Origin of the sequence: Nocardioides flavus (ex Wang et al. 2016), from assembly GCF_014653115.1 — a bacterium.
Lineage (GTDB): Bacteria > Actinomycetota > Actinomycetes > Propionibacteriales > Nocardioidaceae > Nocardioides > Nocardioides flavus.
This window is the reverse complement of the sequence record NZ_BNAD01000001.1, coordinates 669,583-687,436: the sequence shown is the minus strand read 5'-3', so window position 1 is coordinate 687,436 and position 17,854 is coordinate 669,583. Positions and strand designations below refer to the sequence as shown.

The 17,854-nt window shown below is 73.1% G+C and carries 18 protein-coding genes; 4 read left to right on the top strand and 14 right to left on the bottom strand.

The genetic code is table 11. The annotated features are described in order from the left end of the window. Nucleotides 1-18: 18 nt before the first annotated feature. Entirely contained in the window at nt 19-1,215 is a 1,197-nt protein-coding gene (locus IE200_RS03350) for an ATP-binding protein (protein ID WP_191277908.1), read from the bottom strand. A 158-nt stretch (nt 1,216-1,373) separates the two neighbouring features. Beyond that, nucleotides 1,374-1,640, bottom strand: a complete 267-nt coding sequence (locus IE200_RS03345) for a hypothetical protein (protein ID WP_191277907.1) — start codon at nt 1,638-1,640, stop codon at nt 1,374-1,376. A gap of 46 nt (nt 1,641-1,686) precedes the next feature. Between IE200_RS03345 and IE200_RS03340 the strand changes: the two genes are divergently transcribed. Together IE200_RS03340 and IE200_RS03335 are read left to right on the top strand one after the other, a co-directional pair. Continuing rightward, nucleotides 1,687-2,568, top strand: coding sequence for an Fpg/Nei family DNA glycosylase (locus tag IE200_RS03340; protein WP_191277906.1), 882 nt, complete (start codon nt 1,687-1,689; stop codon nt 2,566-2,568). A 109-nt stretch (nt 2,569-2,677) separates the two neighbouring features. Next, nucleotides 2,678-3,019, top strand: coding sequence for a hypothetical protein (locus IE200_RS03335; protein WP_191277905.1), 342 nt, complete (start codon nt 2,678-2,680; stop codon nt 3,017-3,019). Between the two features lie 115 nt (nt 3,020-3,134). Here the strand turns inward: IE200_RS03335 and IE200_RS03330 are convergent, their stop codons facing one another. Together IE200_RS03330 and aat are read right to left on the bottom strand one after the other, a co-directional pair. Next, nucleotides 3,135-3,524: a hypothetical protein gene (locus IE200_RS03330; protein WP_191277904.1), complete on the bottom strand. Its 390-nt coding sequence runs from the start codon at nt 3,522-3,524 to the stop codon at nt 3,135-3,137. A 166-nt stretch (nt 3,525-3,690) separates the two neighbouring features. Next, complete coding sequence (gene aat, locus IE200_RS03325) at nt 3,691-4,377, bottom strand: leucyl/phenylalanyl-tRNA--protein transferase (RefSeq protein WP_191277903.1); 687 nt, start codon at nt 4,375-4,377, stop codon at nt 3,691-3,693. A 71-nt stretch (nt 4,378-4,448) separates the two neighbouring features. Here aat and IE200_RS03320 point away from each other — a divergent pair, with 71 nt between their 5' ends. Both IE200_RS03320 and IE200_RS03315 read left to right on the top strand, forming a co-directional pair. Further along, a complete protein-coding gene (locus IE200_RS03320) occupies nt 4,449-5,813 on the top strand; it encodes a calcium-binding protein (protein ID WP_191277902.1) in 1,365 nt (454 codons plus the stop codon). A gap of 35 nt (nt 5,814-5,848) precedes the next feature. Beyond that, nucleotides 5,849-6,526, top strand: coding sequence for an EcsC family protein (locus IE200_RS03315; RefSeq protein ID WP_191277901.1), 678 nt, complete (start codon nt 5,849-5,851; stop codon nt 6,524-6,526). An 18-nt stretch (nt 6,527-6,544) separates the two neighbouring features. Here IE200_RS03315 and IE200_RS03310 read toward each other — a convergent pair whose 3' ends face one another. The 10 genes from IE200_RS03310 to IE200_RS03265 all read right to left on the bottom strand — a co-directional run bounded on the left by IE200_RS03310 (nt 6,545) and on the right by IE200_RS03265 (nt 17,686). Continuing rightward, entirely contained in the window at nt 6,545-7,309 is a 765-nt protein-coding gene (locus IE200_RS03310) for a hypothetical protein (protein ID WP_191277900.1), read from the bottom strand. Nucleotides 7,310-7,344: 35 nt separating this feature from the next. Beyond that, nucleotides 7,345-7,701, bottom strand: coding sequence for a hypothetical protein (locus tag IE200_RS03305; protein ID WP_191277899.1), 357 nt, complete (start codon nt 7,699-7,701; stop codon nt 7,345-7,347). 222 nt (nt 7,702-7,923) lie between these two features. Beyond that, complete coding sequence (locus IE200_RS03300; RefSeq protein WP_191277898.1) at nt 7,924-9,117, bottom strand: hypothetical protein; 1,194 nt, start codon at nt 9,115-9,117, stop codon at nt 7,924-7,926. Then, a complete protein-coding gene (locus IE200_RS03295; protein ID WP_191277897.1) occupies nt 9,114-10,238 on the bottom strand; it encodes a hypothetical protein in 1,125 nt (374 codons plus the stop codon). The genes IE200_RS03300 and IE200_RS03295 overlap by 4 nt, the downstream gene beginning before the upstream one ends. Next, nucleotides 10,235-11,320, bottom strand: coding sequence for a hypothetical protein (locus IE200_RS03290; protein ID WP_191277896.1), 1,086 nt, complete (start codon nt 11,318-11,320; stop codon nt 10,235-10,237). Before IE200_RS03290 ends, IE200_RS03295 begins: the two co-directional genes overlap by 4 nt. Beyond that, entirely contained in the window at nt 11,317-12,264 is a 948-nt protein-coding gene (locus tag IE200_RS03285; protein ID WP_191277895.1) for a hydroxymethylglutaryl-CoA lyase, read from the bottom strand. The genes IE200_RS03290 and IE200_RS03285 overlap by 4 nt, the downstream gene beginning before the upstream one ends. Continuing rightward, on the bottom strand, nt 12,261-14,165 hold the full coding sequence (locus tag IE200_RS03280) for an acetyl/propionyl/methylcrotonyl-CoA carboxylase subunit alpha (protein WP_191277894.1): 1,905 nt from the start codon (nt 14,163-14,165) through the stop codon (nt 12,261-12,263). The genes IE200_RS03285 and IE200_RS03280 overlap by 4 nt, the downstream gene beginning before the upstream one ends. Nucleotides 14,166-14,170: 5 nt before the next feature. Next, nucleotides 14,171-15,760 carry a carboxyl transferase domain-containing protein gene (locus IE200_RS03275; protein WP_456237842.1) on the bottom strand — a complete coding sequence of 530 codons (1,590 nt, stop codon included), beginning with the start codon at nt 15,758-15,760 and terminating at the stop codon, nt 14,171-14,173. Nucleotides 15,761-15,779: 19 nt separating this feature from the next. Then, nucleotides 15,780-16,994 carry an ATP-binding protein gene (locus IE200_RS03270; RefSeq protein WP_191277893.1) on the bottom strand — a complete coding sequence of 405 codons (1,215 nt, stop codon included), beginning with the start codon at nt 16,992-16,994 and terminating at the stop codon, nt 15,780-15,782. Beyond that, entirely contained in the window at nt 16,991-17,686 is a 696-nt protein-coding gene (locus tag IE200_RS03265; protein ID WP_191277892.1) for a response regulator transcription factor, read from the bottom strand. Before IE200_RS03265 ends, IE200_RS03270 begins: the two co-directional genes overlap by 4 nt. Nucleotides 17,687-17,854 lie beyond the last annotated feature (168 nt).

Here is a 17,854-nt window from a genome sequence, read left to right as displayed (position 1 = left end):
GGCCGCGGGCGAAGGGCGTCAGCCGCGCTCGCGCAGGTAGCGACCGAAGTGCGGGACGGTGAAGGCGATCCGCCCGCGCTCGCCGGAGTAGACGAGCCCCTTCTTCAGCAGCGAGTCGCGGGCGGGCGAGAGCGACTGCGGCTTCTTCCCGAGGCGGGCGGCGACGTCGGAGCTGAGTACGGCGTCCCCGTCGGCCTCGTCCTGCTCGACCGCGACGTCGGCCATCGCCATGAGGTAGTCACGCTCGCCCGGCGTCGCGCGCTCGTAGCGCGAGCCGAAGAACCCGACCGCGAGCTCCGACTCGGCCTCGGGAGCCGCGACTGCGACGTCGGCGGCGGTGATCGGCGAACGGGGGGCGAGGTCCCACACGGCCTTGCCGTAGGCCTGGATGAAGTAGGGGTAGCCGCCGGTCGCGTCGTACATCGCGGCGAGCGCGTCGGGCTCGTACGCGGCGTCCTCCTCGGCGGCGGGCGCCTCGAGGGCGCGGTCCGCCGCCTCGCGGGAGAGCCGGTCGATCCGCTGGTAGCGGAAGAGCCGTTCGCTGTAGGACTTGCTGGCGCTGAGGACCGCGGGCAGGTGGGGAAGCCCTGCCCCGACCACGATCACGGGCAGCCCCGACTGGCTCAGCTCGTGGCAGGCGGCGCACAGTGCGGAGACGTCGTCGGCGCCGAGGTCCTGCATCTCGTCGATGAAGACGCCCACGCCCTTGCCGACGTCGGCGGCGAGCCCGCCGAGGTCGGTGAAGAGCTCGACGAGGTCGATCTCGATGTCGCCGGAGTCGGCGCGCCCGCGCACGGCCGGGGCGTCGATGCCCGGGCTCCACTGGTCGCGGATCTTGGCGCCCGACCCCGCGTCGCGCTGGGCGAAGGACTTGACCACCCCCAGCACGTGGTCGAGCGACTCCTCGTCGCGGTGCCCCAGCTCGCGCACCGCCTGGTGCAGCGCGCTGCTCAGCGGGCGACGCAGTCCCTGCCCGGGCCGGGCCTCGAGCTTGCCGGTGCCCCAGCCCTTGCGTACGGCGGCGCCGCGCAGCGCGTTGAGCAGGACGGTCTTGCCGACGCCGCGCAGCCCGGTCAGCACCAGGCTGCGCTCAGGCCGCCCCTTGGCCACCCGCTCGAGGACGACCTCGAACGCGGCGAGCTGCTCGTCGCGACCGGCGAGCTCGGGCGGGCGCTGGCCCGCGCCGGGGGCGTACGGGTTCCGGATCGGGTCCACGATCAGACGGTATCGGGGAATCTAGGGCTCTCCCTAGATTGCCGGATAGTCCGCGAGTCGCGATCACCGGTCAACCGGTGGTCCTTCGGGTTCTCACCGGTTGCAAAGGACTGGAAGTGCGAGAACCACCGGGTAACCGGTGGTTCCGACACCGGCGATCAGCCGGCGGCGCTGGGCCGTTCGACCCGCTCGACCCGCTCGCGCGCGGCGTCGTACGCCTCGTCGAGCCCCCGGCGCAGGAGCGCGATGAGGTCGGGGACCTCGTCGGCGGAGAGGCGGAAGGTGCCGGCGCAGACGTTGTCGCGCCACAGCGAGAGCACCACCAGCTGCGACTCCTGGTGCCACGTCACCCGCAGCGAGCGGTCCTCGCCGCGGGGGTCGAGGAAGACCGCCCCGGTGCGCGGGAGGGTGCGTGGCTGGGCCATGCGTCATTGTGACGCGCAGCACCCGCCTCTGCCTAGACTCGGGAGCGTGCCCGAGCTGCCCGAGGTCGAAGCCCTCGCCCAGGACCTGCGCCGCCGACTGGTCGGCCGGGCCATCAGCCGCGTGGACCTGACCGCCTTCAGCGCGCTCAAGACGTTCGACCCGCCGCTGCAGGCACTGCACGGCACCCTCGTCGACGACGTGACCCGGCACGGCAAGTTCCTCGACATCGACGCCAGCGGCGTGCACCTGGTGATCCACCTGGCCCGCGCCGGGTGGATCCGGTGGCGCGACGAGGTCCCGGACCTGCCGGCCCGCCCCAACCCCAAGAACCCCCTCGCCGCGCGGGTCGTGATCGACGACCCCGACCTCGAGGCACAGCCCGGCCTCGACATCACCGAGGCGGGGACCAAGAAGGGACTGGCGATCTACGTCGTGCGCGACCCGCAGGAGGTCGAGGGCATCGCACGCCTGGGACCCGACCCGCTCTCCGACGACTTCACGATCGACGTCCTGCGCCAGATCCTCGAGGCCGAGGGACGCAAGCAGGTCAAGGGCGTCATGCGGATGCAGTCGATCATCGCGGGCATCGGCAACGCCTACTCCGACGAGATCCTGCACGCCGCGCGGATGTCGCCGTTCAAGCCCGCCAACAGCCTCGACGCCACCGAGCTCCAGACGTTGTACGACGCGGTGCGCCGCACGCTCGGCGACGCGGTGCAGCGCTCGGCCGGGCTCGCGGCCAGCGAGCTGAAGGGCGAGAAGAAGAGCAACCTCGCCGTGCACGGGCGCACCGGGCAGGCGTGCCCGGTGTGCGGCGACATCGTCCGCGAGGTGTCCTTCGCCGACTCGAGCCTGCAGTACTGCGCGACCTGCCAGACCGGCGGGAAGCCGCTCGCCGACCGGCGGATGTCCCGGCTGCTGAAGTAGCCAGGCCCGGACGTCGTCCGTGACCTCCGGACCCGTACGCCGGGACCGACGACCCTGGCGCCCGACTGCCGCGGCGACGACGCTGGGAGTCAGCAGGAGGAGGATGACGATGGTGCACGTGCGTGCGGACCGCACCGGCGACGACGGCTCTGCCGCCGGCGAGTGGTCGCGCTGGATGGCTGTGACGGCGCTGGCGGTCCTGGTGCTCGGCGCCCTGCTGTTCGCGGTCGCGTGGTGGATCGGCGGCGGGGACGCGGTCTCCGACAACTGGGTCGGCATGACGGTCGTCGGGGCGCTCTTCGCCGGTCTCCTGACGGCGCTGTCCGCGATGATCACGAGCGCGGTCGTGGCCGTACGGCACGGCATGTCGTCGCGGCTGTGGCTGCCGCTGGTGACCTTCCCTGCGGTCCTGGCCGTGGTCGTGGCCCTCGAGGCGTTCGTGTTCGAGTAATCGCCCCACCGGGGACGCCGCGCCCGGACGTACGGGAGGTGCCGGTCGGACTCACCCCCGTGAAGCCCGCCCGACACCTCGCATCGTCAAGTTTACCCTGACGCGGCAGATCGTCTCACGCAGTGGCGCCCTTGTCGCCTGTTTTGCGCGCGAATCTCTCCCAGGCCGCCTGGCGCGAGACCCCGAGCGCCCGGCCGATCTCCGCCCAGGACACCCGGCGCGTGCGCAGCAGGTCGACCCACTCGTGGGCGAACGCCAGGTTCTGCTCGGCGGAGCTGAGGATCATCGGCAATGTCGCGAGCATCTCCGCGTCGGTCATCGAGTCCCAGGGCGACGCGCCACGAGCGGCGGCTCGCAGCTCCTCGTCGTGGAGCATCTCGTGGAAGTCGTCGATGCACCGCGCGCAGACCTGCGCCCCGAGGCCGCCCATCAGCTGCAGGTCGGTGCCGGGACCGCCGGGCTCGCCGCAGAACGAGCAGATCCTGCCCTCACGTGTGATCGCCATCGTGCGTCCTCCCTCAAAGGCCCCGCTGCGTCGATCGTACGGGCCGGTCCGTAGTCGTGACCGCGGACCGGGAAAATCCCTCACTCGGTGGTCTCGGGCATCAGGATCCCCTCGTGGTGGGGCGCGTCGTCGCGCCACGCTCGCGCCACCCTCCCGCGTGGCGCCCTCAGCCGTCCACTCCGAACGCGGCCGGAGGGGGGAGCTCGACGCTCCGGCGGAGCGCCTCGAGGTACTCCGCGCGCGGCAGGCGTACGACTCCGAGCGAGGCCAGGTGCGGGGTCTGCCACTGCACGTCGAGGAGACGCCGGTCGGCGTGCTGGTCCTGCAGCAGGTCGACCAGCGCGACCAGCGCGACCTTGGAGGCGTCACGCTCGTGGTGGAACATCGACTCCCCCGCGAACAACCCGCCGACGGACACGCCGTACAGCCCGCCGACGAGCCTGCCGTCGCGCCAGGTCTCGACCGAGTGGGCCCAGCCCAGCCGGTGCAGCCGGCCGTAGGCGCGCCGGAACGCCGGGGTGATCCAGCCGTCGGGCCGACCCGGGTCGCCGCACGCGGCCACGACCTCGTCGAAGGCCGAGTCGACGCGGATCTCGAAGTCACGCACCGAGCGGCGCAGCGAGCGCGAGACGCGCAGTCCGTCGAGGGGCAGGACGCCGCGCTCGATCGGGGAGAACCAGCCCAGCTGCTCCTCGGTGTCCAGCGTGACCGGCATCGGGAACAGGCCCAGGGCGTACGCCGTCACGAGCGTGCCCGGCTCCAGGTCGGCCCCCAGCGCGACGAGGTCGTCGTCGGGGTCCCACGTCGAGTGCGGGGGGAAGGCCCACGGCGTCGGAGCGGGGGCGATGGGCACGATTCGCACGGTAGCGAACAACCTTTCGCACCGTGCCGTCGTCTCCCCCTCGACACCACCTCGGAGGACACATGCGACGCACCACCACCCTGACCGTCCTGACCGTCCTGAGCGGCCTCGCCGGCCTCGGGCTCGCACCGGTCGTCGGCTCGGCACCCGCGCACGCGGCTCTCGCCTGCGACGGACGGCCTGCGACGATCGTCGTGCCGCAAACCGCCCCCTTCCCGGCGCCGCCACCGGTGCGCGGCACGCCCGGGGACGACGTCATCGTGGGCTCGTCGGGTGACGACGTGATCGAGGGCCTCGACGGCAACGACACCATCTGCGGTCTCGGCGGCGCCGACACGATCCGCGGCGGCGAGGGCGACGACCGGCTCTTCGGTGGTCTCGACTTCTACGACTACGAGGACTACGACGGGGACAGCGTGGAGCCCGGCCCCGGCGACGACTACGTCGACCTCGGCCACGACCCCGTGACCGAGGAGCTGTCCGGCGGCACCTACACCTGGGACCAGGTCTCGTTCGCGGACGCCGATGGCCCGGTGATCGTCGACCTGACGGCGGGGACCGCGACCGGCGAAGGCACCGACACCATCGCGCCGACCACCCTGGTCGGTGGCGTGGAGGGCTCCGCCTTCGACGACCGGATCACCGGATCGGAGCAGATCGACTGGATCACCGCCGGCGGAGGCGACGACGTGGTCGACGGGCGCGGTGGCAACGACCACATCCAGGCCGACGCCCCGACCCGCCGGCTCCCCTCCGAGGAGACGCACGTGCCCGGCGACGACGTGGTCGACGGTGGGGACGGCCACGACGAGATCGAGGGCGGACACGGCAAGGACGTGCTCCGCGGCAACGGAGGACGGGACACCATCCGGGTCGAGGACGGCGAGCGCGGCACCCGCGCGCTGGGCGGACCCGGCCGCGACGGCCTGGGCTCGTGGAGCAACCTGTCGACCGGCAAGGCCCTCCTGCTCGGCGGCTCCGGAGACGACACCTTCTTCCCCGCGATCAAGGACCGGCAGGACTCCGTCGTCGTCCGGGGTGGCAGTGGTGCCGACCGACTGGAGCCCGCCGCCTCCCTGAAGGCCGCCCCGCACAAGAGCAAGGTGGTCGTCAACGCCCGCACCGGCCGTGTCGTGCTGCGGCTCGGCACCCGGATCCGGTTCTCCTCGGTGCTGTCCTTCGGCTTCGGCGGCAGCACCGAGACCCGCTTCCACTTCCGTGGCTCGGACAGCCCCGAGGTCCTGCGGCTCACCGAGCAGTACGGCCCCGTCACCGCCACCGGCGGTGGCGGCGGCGACCGGCTCACCGGCGGCTGGGGACGCGACCTGCTCGACGGTGGCGCGGGGCGTGACGTCCTCGACGGGGACAAGGGTCGCGACCGGTGCCTGCGCGGCGAGCGGCTGACCGCCTGCGAGGTCCGTCGCTGAGGCACCGCGCTGGCGCGCCGCCGTACGATCACCCCATGGGCCTGAAGCAGACCGTCGCGCGCCAGCTCGCCCCCCGGATCCACGAGCTCACCCCCGGCCTCAGCACCGGCTTCGTCCGCGAGGCGCTCAACCGTGCCATCGACGGCATCGGCCCGCTGGCACCCGCCGCCGAGGCGGCCGACAAGCAGCTGCGCGAGCAGCGCGGCAACGTCGAGCGCGCGATCCACGAGGTCATCGAGAACAACGTGCGCATCGCCGGCGCGCAGGGCTTCGCCACCAACGTCGGCGGCCTGGTGACGATGGCCGTCGCGATCCCGGCCAACGTCACCGGGCTGGCCGTGATCCAGTGCCGCATGGTCGCCGGCATCGCCCACCTGCGCGGCCACGACCTCACCGACCCGCGCGTGCGCAACGCGGTCCTCGCGCTGCTGCTCGGCGAGGAGAGCGTCACGGAGATGGTGAAGAAGAAGAAGCTGCCCGCCACCCCGATGGCGCTGGCGACCGCCCCGGTGCACGACCCGTCGATCGACGGCGCGATCTCCGCCGTGGTCGCGTCCGACATCTTCACCCGGGTCGTGGGCAAGCGGCTCGCGACCACCGTCGGTCGGCGCGTGCCGGTCATCGGCGGTGTCGTCGGCATGGGCGCCGACGGCTTCGCGACGTGGAAGGTCGGACGGTACGCCGACCGCGAGCTGCTACCGCGTCCGCGCTGACCGCGGGCCGGTCCCGCACTAAGGCAGCTTGTCCACCGCGGTGGCGAGGAACGTGTCGACGTCCTCGGTGGTGACGACCGGCCGCACTCCCTTCCCCATCACGATGTCGACCACCTGCAAGGACATCAGGACCGGGCCCTTGCGCACGAGCACGTTGTTCAGCAGCCAGTACGCCCCGCCGCCCGCCTCCTCCATGGTCGTCAGCTCCGCGTAGCGGTCGTCGCCGACGTCCGAGACGGTGATCGGCTCGACCGTGCCGGGCCCCTCCTCGCTGGCGGGGAAGTCGCCCTCGCAGGCACGCATGCCCTCGCGCAGCGCCTCGAAGGTCGTCGCGACCGCGCCCGGCTCCGCGGCCATCAGGAACTCCTGGACGAAGACCAGGTGTCCTCGCCGGTCACCGGCGCGCATGTCGATGGGGTCCTCCTCGGACTGGTCGAGCTGCCGGAAGGCCTGCCAGCGCAGCGCGTCGGCCGCGGCCCGGGACTCCTCGCCGGCCGCCTCGCAGAACTCGATCCTCGGGAGCATCGCCTGCTGGGCCTCGGTCACCACGCCGCTGGTCGCGGCCTGCTCGTCCGGAGGGACGTTGACGGTCCAGGTGCCGTCGTAGTCGTCCGTCGTCACCAGGACGGCGGCCAGCTGCTCGGGCGTCGGGACGGCGGCCTGCACCGTGGACGACGGCTGGTCGGGCGGCGGGGTCGGGTCCGTGCCGGAGCCGTCTCCCCCACACCCCGCCAGCAGGACGATCGCCCCGGTGAGGGCGAGGGCGGAACGGATGCGCCTCATCATGACTCCTCTCTCCGCGGTCGACCCGTGGGCCGCTAGCCGGTCATCCAGCCCAGGCCCTCGGCGACCTGCTGCAGCGTCGAGAGGGTCAGGAGCACGCCCACCACAGTGGCGGCGACGACCGACCGACCGTGGTCGTCGTGACGGGTCCTCGCGACCCCGCCCGCGACGACCGACGCGATGGCGCTGGCGAGGATCACCGCGCCCGTCCCCGTGACGAGCCGGTTGTCCGAGAAGGTGTCACCGGGCTCCAGCCCGGCGGCGAACGCGATCGCCAGTGAGACGGTGCCGGCGAGGGCCAACCCCGCCAGGGAGACCGCCCACCGGCCCGACCGGGACTCGGGCGCCCAGTGGCTGCTTCCCCGGTGTGCGTGCGACGGCGCCGTCATCATCGACCTCACCTCCCGAGGGCCCGCTCGGCTCCCGGGCAGGTGCCCTCGACTCCACGGTAGTGACGGGGGCCGGATCTGGTCAGGGTCCAAGGTCCCGTGGCTGAGGCCAGACCGCCGACCTGGAGGGGTGTTCCGACACCTGGAGGGGGTTGCAACGGCCTCCAGGAGTCAGAGTCCCCGCTCGAGCGGGGACTCTGCGGTCAGGGGCGGCGCCGGCCCCGGTCAGGCCTTGCGGCCGCGGAGCCGGCGGTAGGCATCGAGTGTGCCCCTGCCGGCAGGGCTGCCCTCGAGCGTGGTGACGACCTTGCGCTTGACGCGGTACGTCGTGGTGCGGCGGGCGCGGTCGCGCTCCTCGCGCGCCTCCCGGAGCTCCTCGTGGAGCCGTTCCTCCACGGCGCGCAGCCGCGCCGCCTCGACCAGCAGGGCACTGATCGCGTCGAGCGCGGGTGGCAGGAGCTCGTCGGCGCCGACCGCGTCCGGGTCGATGAAGGTGCCGGCGTCGGGGCCGAGCAGGTCGTCGAGGGACCCCGCCACGTCGTAGCCGCGCTCGGCGAGGACGTCGATCCACTCCCGCGAGAGCCGGCGCGCCCAGGCATGGTCGTCGGGCGGGAGCCCGAGTCGGGCCGAGGCCACCCCGCGCGAGAGGGTCTGGTGGGCCAGGGTCTCGCGCACCAGCGGGCGGTAGTCCGGCGGCGCGATGATCGAGGTGACGCGCTCGTTGACGGTGCGCAGCAGCGCGGTCTCCGGCACGCCGAGCGACGGGTTCTCCCGCTCGGCCGTCAGGTCGAGCGGCAGGTCGTCGAGCCCGAAGGTCCGGGAGAACCGGCGCCACAGCTCGCCCCGGTCGGACCCCGGCGGCGGCACCGTCACGAGGTGCACGTGCTCGGGCGGGAGCGAGGAGCCCCAGCGCTCGAGGATGTCGGGGATCTCCTGGACCGCCCAGAACCACGACCCGATGCGGGAGTCGCGCTCCGGGTCGCGGATGGTGCGCAGGAATCGCTCGTAGGTGATGTGGCTGCGGTGCTTGACGTTCTCCTGCCACTCCGCAGGCACCTGCCGCACCAGGTCACGCACCGACAGCACGAGGTGGACCTCGGCGTCGCCCAGCGAGGCGAGCGCGCGCTCGACCTGGGTGGGCGTGGCGCGCGCGAAGATCTCGTGGCTGATGATCGACGTGCCGTGCCACTCCCGCACCTGCGCGGCGAGCGAGTCCCACACCCCGACGGCCTCGGTCTCGATGCCACCCCACGGCAGCGTCATCAGGTCGAGGGCGGCCAGGAAGTGCTCGTCGAAGCGCTCCGCGGGGTAGAGGATGCCGTGCTCGCGCAGCACCGACTGGTTGCGCAGCAGGACGTCCTGCAGGTAGGACGTGCCGGTCTTCGGGCAGCCCACGTGCAGCAGCACCCGCCTGCTCACCGCTCCACCTGCCCTTCCGTCGTGTGACCCGCCGTACGCCTCGTGCGCCATGCCGGGTCGACGACCATCGCGATCGCGAGGTCCAGCACCTGCTGGTCGTCGGGTCCCGTGGCCGCGGCCGGCGCGGCGTGAGGTGCGAGGTCGGCGAGGTCTCCGACGACAGGGTAGCCAGCACGCGACAGGTGCCGGGTCAGCCGGGCCGCGGAGGCCGCGACCCAGGCGTGCTCGGCGGGGGGCACGGCGACGGGGGCGACACCGGTGTCGGGGATGCGCCGCTGGAGCGTCCGCATGAGGGCCGGGCGCTCGGCCGCCGGCACCCGGAGCCCGACGACGGCGGCGACGCGGCGCGCCAGCTCGGCCTGGTCGGCGCCGGGGACGCGCACCTCGGGCAGGTGTCGTACGCCGACCTGGCGCGGCAGCCGGTCGAGGTCGGTGACGACGCGCACGAGGGGACTGCGGGCGTCCCAGCGGCGTACGGAGTCGAGGAGGTCGACGCGCGCGGGGAGCTGGTCGCGCTCGCGCCAGTAGCGCAGCCAGTCACCCCACGGCTTGCTGCCGTTCTCGAAGCAGCGCTGCGTCCAGGTGTGGGCGAGGAGCACGTCGAGCGGCGCGCCGACCGCGACGACGAAGGGCCGCGGCCCGCCCTCGGGACGGCCGCGACCCCGCAGGTGCTCCCGCGCCGCGACGGTCACCACCGGGTCGCCGACCAGGCGGTACCGGCGCCGCCACGGTCGTGCCCACGTGGCGCGGACGGGGTCGGGACCGAGCTCGACGAGGTCGTCGGCGAGCAGGACGCTCGCCACCCGCAGGAGCTCGTGGGGACCGACCAGCGAGGGGTCGACGGGTCGCGGCCCGAAGGACGAGGCGGGGCCGCCGACGAGCGGGAGGTCGGCCTTGCCGCGGCCCGCGGCCGGGGCCGCCAGCACGCGGTCGGCGAGCGCCGTCGGGACGGGGATGTCGGCCGCCGAGTTGATCCGGCGCAGCAGCTCGAGCTGCTGGGCGCCGGGGACCGTGCGCGTCACCGGCTCGGCGTCGCCGGTCCAGGCCCGCCACGGCGTGGTCCCCCCGGCGCGGAGGTGGGCGACCCAGCCGTGGACCCGACCGGCCCCGGACGTGGTCAACGGTCGCGCAGCCGACGGGCGGCCTCGCGGATCCGGCCGCCCACCGTGTCGGCGGAGGCACGGTTGGCGGCCTCCTGCGTCATCACGGTCAGCGCGTCGAGCGCCGCGCCCAGCTCCAGCTTGGCGCGCACCCGGTCGGGGTTCTTCCACACCTCACCCTCGGCGGGCCGGCGCGGGCGCAGGTCCTCGACGTCGCCGATCACGTCGACGCCGCTGCCCTTGATCCACTCGATCCACAGGTCGGCCTGCTGCTCTGCAAAGTCGTAGCGGTCGGGAGGGAGCCGTACGGGCACGGCCTTGCGGGAGACGAGCACCTCCTGCGCGAGCACCTCGCGGATCAGGTTGTCGTAGGCCGGCTCGCGCCAGACGCCGAGCTCGAGGCGACGGTTGAGCTTGCGCAGCAGGGAGGTCTCGGCGATGCCCAGCGAGCGGTTGTCGCGCTCGGAGTCGAGCGGTGCCCACGCCGGGTCGAGGCTGAACGCCCGGCAGAACCGCAGCCACAGCTCGTCGCCGTTGGGGCCCCGGTCGTGCGGGACGGTGACGACGTGCACGCGCTCCGGGGGAAGCTTGGCGCCCCACCGGGCCAGCACCGAGGGCAGGTCCATGGCGTTGAACATCCACGTCTGCCCGCGCTCGACCTTGGTCAGGAATCGCGTGAACGGCCACTTGCGTCCCTGCTTGATCGACTCCTGCCACGCGGCGGGCAGCTGGCGGCCGAGGTCGCGCGCGGAGTAGATGACGTGGACCTCGTTGCCGGCGAGGTCGTTCATCGCCTTGGCGATCTTGTCGGGCTTCGCGCCGGCGAGGATCTCGTGGCTGATGATCACGTTGCCGTCCGCGCGGTCGACCCGCTTGACCATCGCGTCCCAGGCGCCCTTGGCGTGGCCGGGCGTGCCGCCCCAGTCCTGCTCGAGCAGGTCGAGCGCGGCGCGGAAGTGGAACATGTCGGAGCGGCTGCCACGCGGGGACGGGACGGTGACACCGTGCCGCGCCAGCGACGCGGCATTGAGCAGCAGCCGGTCCTGGAGGTAGGTCGTCCCGGTCTTCGGGGCGCCGATGTGGAGGTGGACGACGCGGCTCATGCGGGGGATTGTGCCAGTCCCCCGCCCAGTGCCCGTACGACGGCACTCGGGCTCGGCCGGCCGAGCTGCCCGGCCATCCACGTGCTGGTCGCGACGACGGCGTCGAGGTCGACACCGTGCTCGATCCCCAGCCCGGTCAGCATCCAGACGAGGTCCTCGGTGGCGAGGTTGCCGGTGGCCGACTTCGCGTAGGGGCATCCCCCGAGCCCGCCGGCGCTGGCGTCGAAGGTCGTGATGCCCGTCTGGAGCGCGGCGAACGTGTTGGCGAGGGCCTGGCCGTAGGTGTCGTGGAAGTGCATCGCCAGCCGGTCGGTGCCCACGCCGGCGTCCGCGAAGGCGGCGACGAGGGCCTTGACGTGCCCGGCGGTCGCGACGCCGATGGTGTCGCCGAGGCTGAGCTGGCTCGCGCCGAGGTCGAGCAGCCGGGTGCCGGCGGTGACGACCTGCTCGACCGGGACCGCCCCCTCCCACGGGTCGCCGAAGCACATCGAGACGTAGGCGCGGACGTCCATGCCCGCCTCCCGGGCACGCTCGACGGTCGGCTCGAACATCGCGAACTGCTCGTCGAAGGTGCGGTTCAGGTTCTTGGCGGCGAAGGTCTCGGTGGCGCTGCCGAAGATCGCGACGTGCTCGAGGCCGAGCTCGAGGGCCCGGTCGAGACCGCGCTCGTTGGGCACCAGCACGGGCAGGTGCCGCCCGGCCTCGCCCAGCTCCGCCATCAGCAGGTGCGCGTCGGCCAGCTGCGGCACCCACCGCGGGTGGACGAAGGAGGTCGCCTCGACGATCGGCAGTCCGGCGGCCACAAGGCGGCGTACGAACCCGGCCTTGACCTCGACCGGCACGATGGCCTGCTCGTTCTGCAGGCCGTCGCGCGGACCGACCTCGTAGATCGTCACGCGGTCGGGGAGCCCGTGGGCGCGGACGGTCATCGGCAGGTCGTTCATGCGTCCTCCTCCACGACGAACAGCAGCGCGCCGAGCTTGACCTGGTCCCCGGCCGCGGCACCCACGCTCGTGACTGTGCCGGCGAACGGAGCCCTGAGCGCGAGCTCCATCTTCATCGCCTCCATCACGCCCAGCGTCTCACCCTCCGCCACGGCCTGGCCCTCCGCGACATTCACGGCGAGGACGGTGCCGGGCATCGGGGCGAGCAGGGTGCCGTCACCGGCGGCGTGGACGTGGTCGCCGAACGGGTCGGGACGCTCCCACACCCAGCGCTGGCCACGGTGCACGACGTCCACGCGGTCACGCTGCACGTTGAGCACGGCCTGCTCCGCGATGCCGTCGACCAGCAGGTGCACGGTGTGGTCGGCGGCCGACACCAGGCGTACGTCGTGGCTGCGCTCGTCGTGGGTGACGGTGCCACGGTGCCGGTCGACCACGAGCAGCTCGTCGCCGAGGGGGACCACGTCGGGGGCGGGGTCGGCCCCCATTCGCCAGCCGTCGGCCCGCCACGGACCGGTGGTGCCCGCGGTGTCGAGCAGGACCTCGGTCCAGGCGGCGAAGACCCGGGCGAGCCCCGCGTCCGGCACCGGGACCTCGTGGCGGTCGAGCCATGCGGTGTCGATGGTGGCGTCGCCGAACTCGTCGGAGGCGGCGAGCGTCCGCAGGAAGCCGGTGTTGGTGGTGATGCCGAGGATGGCGGTCCCGTCGAGGGCGGCGACCAGGGTGCGGCGGGCGGCGTCGCGGTCCCGGCCCCACGCGATGACCTTGCCGAGCATGGGGTCGTAGGAGGTGCTGACCTCCTGCTCGGGCTCGAGGGCGTGGTCGACGCGGATCCCCTCTCCCGAGCCCCACCGGACGATCGAGGTGCGACCGGCCTGCGGGAGGAACCCGTTGAACGAGTCCTCGGCGTAGACGCGCGCCTCGATCGCGTGCCCCTCGAGGGTGACGTCGTCCTGGTCGATGCCGAGCGGCTCGCCGGTGGCGACACGGAGCTGGAGCTCGACGAGGTCGACCCGCCCGCCGTCCACGCGGACGACCTCCTCGGTGACCGGGTGCTCGACCTGCAGGCGGGTGTTCATCTCGAGGAAGTAGAACTCGCCGGTCGCGTTGTCGAGGAGGAACTCGACGGTCCCGGCGCCGGTGTAGCCGCACTGCGCGGCGAGAGCGACGGCCGACGACGTGATCGCTGTCCGCTGCTCTTCGCTGATCGTGGGGGCCGGCGCCTCCTCGAGCACCTTCTGGTGCCGGCGCTGGGTCGAGCAGTCGCGCTCGAAGAAGTGCAGGACCGTGCCGTGGGTGTCGCCGACGACCTGGACCTCGATGTGGCGCCCGGACTCGACGTACTTCTCGATCAGCAGGGTGTCGTCACCGAAGGAGCTCGCCGCCTCGCGCGCGGCCGCGGCGCGGGCGTCGGGCAGCTCGGCGGCCGAGCGCACGACGCGCATGCCCTTGCCGCCACCGCCGGCGGCGGCCTTGACGAGCACGGGGTAGGCGAGGGAGTCCGGGTCGTCGTCGAGGGCGTACGACGGGACGACCGGCACACCGGCCGCGAGCGCGACCTCGCGGGCGGCGTCCTTGCGACCCATCGCGTCCATCACCTCGGCGCTGGGACCGACGAGGGTGATGCCGGCCCCGGCCAGGGCCCGGGCGAAGGGCGCCCGCTCGGAGAGGAACCCGTAGCCCGGGTGCACGAAGCCCGCGCCGGACCCCTGCGCCGCGGCGACGACCTCCTCGACGTCGAGGTAGGACGAGACCCGCACCGCCCGGTCCGCCGCACGCACGTGCGGCGCGTCGGCGTCGAGGTCGGTGAAGACCGCGACGCACGTCCAGCCGAGGCGGTGGGCCGTACGCATGACCCGCAGGGCGATCTCGCCGCGGTTGGCGACCAGCAAGGTGTTCATCCCGTTCACATCCTGAAGATTCCGTAGGAGGGCTCCGGGATCGGCGTGTACGCCGTCGCGGCGAGCGCCATGCCCAGCACGCGACGGGTGTCGGCGGGGTCGATGATCCCGTCGTCCCACAGCCGCGCGGAGGCGTAGTAGGGCGAGCCCTGGGTCTCGTACTGCTCGCGGATCGGCGCCTTGAACGCCTCGACGGCGGCCTCGTCCTCGAGGTCTCCCCTGGTGTCGCTGCGGACCGTGGCGAGCACGGACGCGGCCTGCTCTCCGCCCATCACCGAGATCCGCGCGTTGGGCCACATCCACAGGAAGCGAGGGTCGTAGGCGCGTCCACACATGCCGTAGTTGCCGGCGCCGAAGGAGCCGCCGATGACGACGGTGAACTTCGGCACCACGCTGCACGCCACCGCGGTGACCAGCTTGGCGCCGTCGCGGGCGATGCCCTTGTTCTCGTACTCGCGCCCCACCATGAAGCCGGTGATGTTCTGCAGGAACACCAGCGGGACCTTGCGCTGGTTGCACAGCTCGATGAAGTGGGCGCCCTTGAGCGCCGACTCGCTGAACAGGATGCCGTTGTTGGCCACGATCCCGACCTCGTGGCCGTGGATCCGCGCGAACCCGCAGACCAGGGTGTCGCCGTAGAGCTTCTTGAACTCGTGGAACCGGCTGCCGTCGACCACGCGGCGGATCACCTCACGCACGTCGTAGGGCGTGCGGGTGTCGGTCGGCACGACGTCGTAGAGCGACTCCGGCGGCTCGTGCGGCTCCTCGACCTCGGCGACCGGCCGGCGCACGGGGACGGCCGCGGGGAGGGTGTCGACGATCGAGCGCACGATCGCGAGCGCGTGGGCGTCGTCCTCGGCGAGGTGGTCGACCACCCCGGACGTACGGGCGTGCACGTCGCCGCCGCCGAGGTCCTCGGCCGAGACGACCTCTCCGGTCGCGGCCTTCACCAGCGGCGGGCCGCCGAGGAAGATCGTGCCCTGGTTGCGCACGATGACCGTCTCGTCCGACATCGCCGGGACGTAGGCGCCCCCAGCGGTGCACGAGCCCATCACGCTGGCGATCTGCGGGATGCCGGCCGCGGAGAGGTTGGCCTGGTTGAAGAAGATCCGGCCGAAGTGCTCGCGGTCGGGGAACACCTCGTCCTGCATCGGCAGGAACGCGCCGCCGGAGTCGACGAGGTAGATGCAGGGCAGCCGGTTCTCCGCGGCGATGGTCTGCGCGCGCAGGTGCTTCTTGACCGTCATCGGGTAGTAGGTGCCGCCCTTGACCGTCGCGTCGTTGGCGACGATGACGCACTCGCGCCCCGACACGCGGCCGATCCCGGCCACCACGCCCGCGGACGGCACGGCGTAGTCGTCGTCGCCCGCGGCCCCGTTGCCGTACATCCCGTGTGCCGCGAGCGGCGCGATCTCGAGGAAGGGGCTGCCGGGGTCGAGCAGCCGGTCGACCCGGTCGCGCACCAGCAGCTTGCCGCGGTCGGTGTGCTTGCGCCGGGCGGCGTCGGACCCGCCGAGGCGCACCCGGGCGAGCCGGGCGCGCAGGTCGTCGACGAGCTCGCGCATGGTCGGGGAGGCAGTCAGGGGCTCGGGCACCCCGTCAGGTTAGCGATCGTTAACCTGCTGTGTCCATCGGCTCGTGGCGTCCGTCGGGACGATCCCCGGGGAATTCGCCGCGCAGCACGGTGCCCCGTCCGGGCGCGGTCTCCAGGGTGAGGCGCCCGCCGGCCGCCGCGACCCGCGCCTCCATCCCGAGCAGCCCGCCCGCCGACACCCGACCCCGGTCGAACCCCCGCCCGTCGTCGCGGACGCTGAAGGACAGGTGCGGACGACCGCGCAGCGTGACCCGTACCTCGCTCGCCTCCGCGTGCTTGGTGACGTTGGTCAGCGCCTCGAGGATGCAGAAGTACGCCGCTGCCTCGACCTGCCGGCTCGTGCGCTCGACGTCGACGACGTCGAGCGTCACCGGGACCGTCGAGCGGCGCGCCGTCGACTGCAGGGCGGCGACCAGGCCCCGCTCGGTGAGCAGCGGCGGATAGATGCCGCGGGCCAGCTCGCGCAGCTCGGTGACGACCTCGCGGTTGTCGGCGGCCAGCCGGCCCAGCAGCGCGGCGGCTCCCTCGTGCCGGCCGGCCGCGAGCTCCTTGCGGGCGCGCTCGATCGTCACGCTCATCGCGAGCAGGCGCTGCTGCGCGCCGTCGTGCAGGTCGCGCTCGAGGCTGCGGCGAGCCGCGTCGGCGACCTCCACGATGCGCGTGCGCGACTCCACGAGCTGGCTCGACTGGTCCTGCAGGCGGGTGTAGGCGTCACGTACGAGGAACACCACCACCGCCACGCCGGCCGGGAGCGACGCCGCGATCACGATCGCGTTGACCCACCAGAGATCGTTGACCGCGTCGGGGCGCCGCCACTCGGCCAGGGCCGCCACCGACGCGCTGCCGACGACCGCCACGACGCCGAGGGCATGGATCCACCGGCGGCCCACGTACGGGAAGCCCACGAGCAGCGGCACCATCGTCACCAGCACCGTCAGCGGGCTCAGCACCGGCGTCGCCCACGTCCCGCCGGCGGCGAAGAGGAGGGCCGAGAGGGTCAGCCCGACGATCGCCGCCGGTGCGCCGTGGCGCCGGCACAGCGGCGAGGTGACGAGCATCAGCACGATCGCGGCGACCATGACGGCGAGGTCGATCTCGACCGCGGTGTGCCGGAAGCCCAGGGCGTACGTCGCGGCGAGGAGGACGGTTGCGGTGGTGAGCGCGCCCAGGTTGATGCGCAGCAGCCACCGCAACGCCGGGTCGAGGCTGTCCCAGCCCGACAGCGGCCCCCTCATCGGCGGGGCGCGACCCCGCCGCCGACGCCGGCCTCGCTGAGGAAGACCAGCGTCGCCGCCACGCGGCGGTGCACGGGCGCGTCGGCCGGGAGGTCGAGCTTGGTCAGGATCGAGTTGATGTGCTTCTCCACGGCCCGGTCGGTGATCACCAGCCCGGCGGCGATCGCGCCGTTGGTCATCCCGCGGGCGACCATCGAGAGCACCTCCAGCTCGCGCGGGGTCAACCGGTCGAGCAGGGAGTCGCGGCGCCTGGTGCCGGTCTCCACCAGCGCGTCGACGACGATCTGGTCGATCACCGACCCGCCCGCCGCGACCGTGTGCAGCGCGGCCACCAGCTCGTCGACGTCGGCGACGCGCTCCTTCAGGAGGTAGCCGCGACCGTCGCTGCCCTCGCGCACGAGGTCCAGGGCGTACTCCACGTCCGCGTACTGGGTCAGCGCCACCACACCGACCCCCGGGTGCGTGCGCCGCAGCTCGCCTGCGGCACGGACCCCCTCGTCGGTGAGGTCCGGCGGCATCCGGATGTCGGTGAGCAGCACGTCGGGACGGTGCGCGTCGACGGCGGCCAGGAGCTCGGGGAGGTTCGTCGCGGTGGCCACGACGTCGATGTCGTCGTACGCCTCGAGCAGCGCGAGCACCCCCGCACGGAGCAGGTCGCCGTCCTCGGCGAGGACGACCCGGATCGGGGGCATGCGCGCACTGTAGCCACGCGTCGGCGGGGCCGTCGGTAGAGCAGGCACCACCGGCCGCGCGCGTCAGGGTGGTCTGGACGCGTGATTCCGTCGAATCAAGGGATGAGAACGACGTTCTTTACACCAGAGTGGTGCTGGCACCACTCATTCCATGCGGCGTGGCGAGTA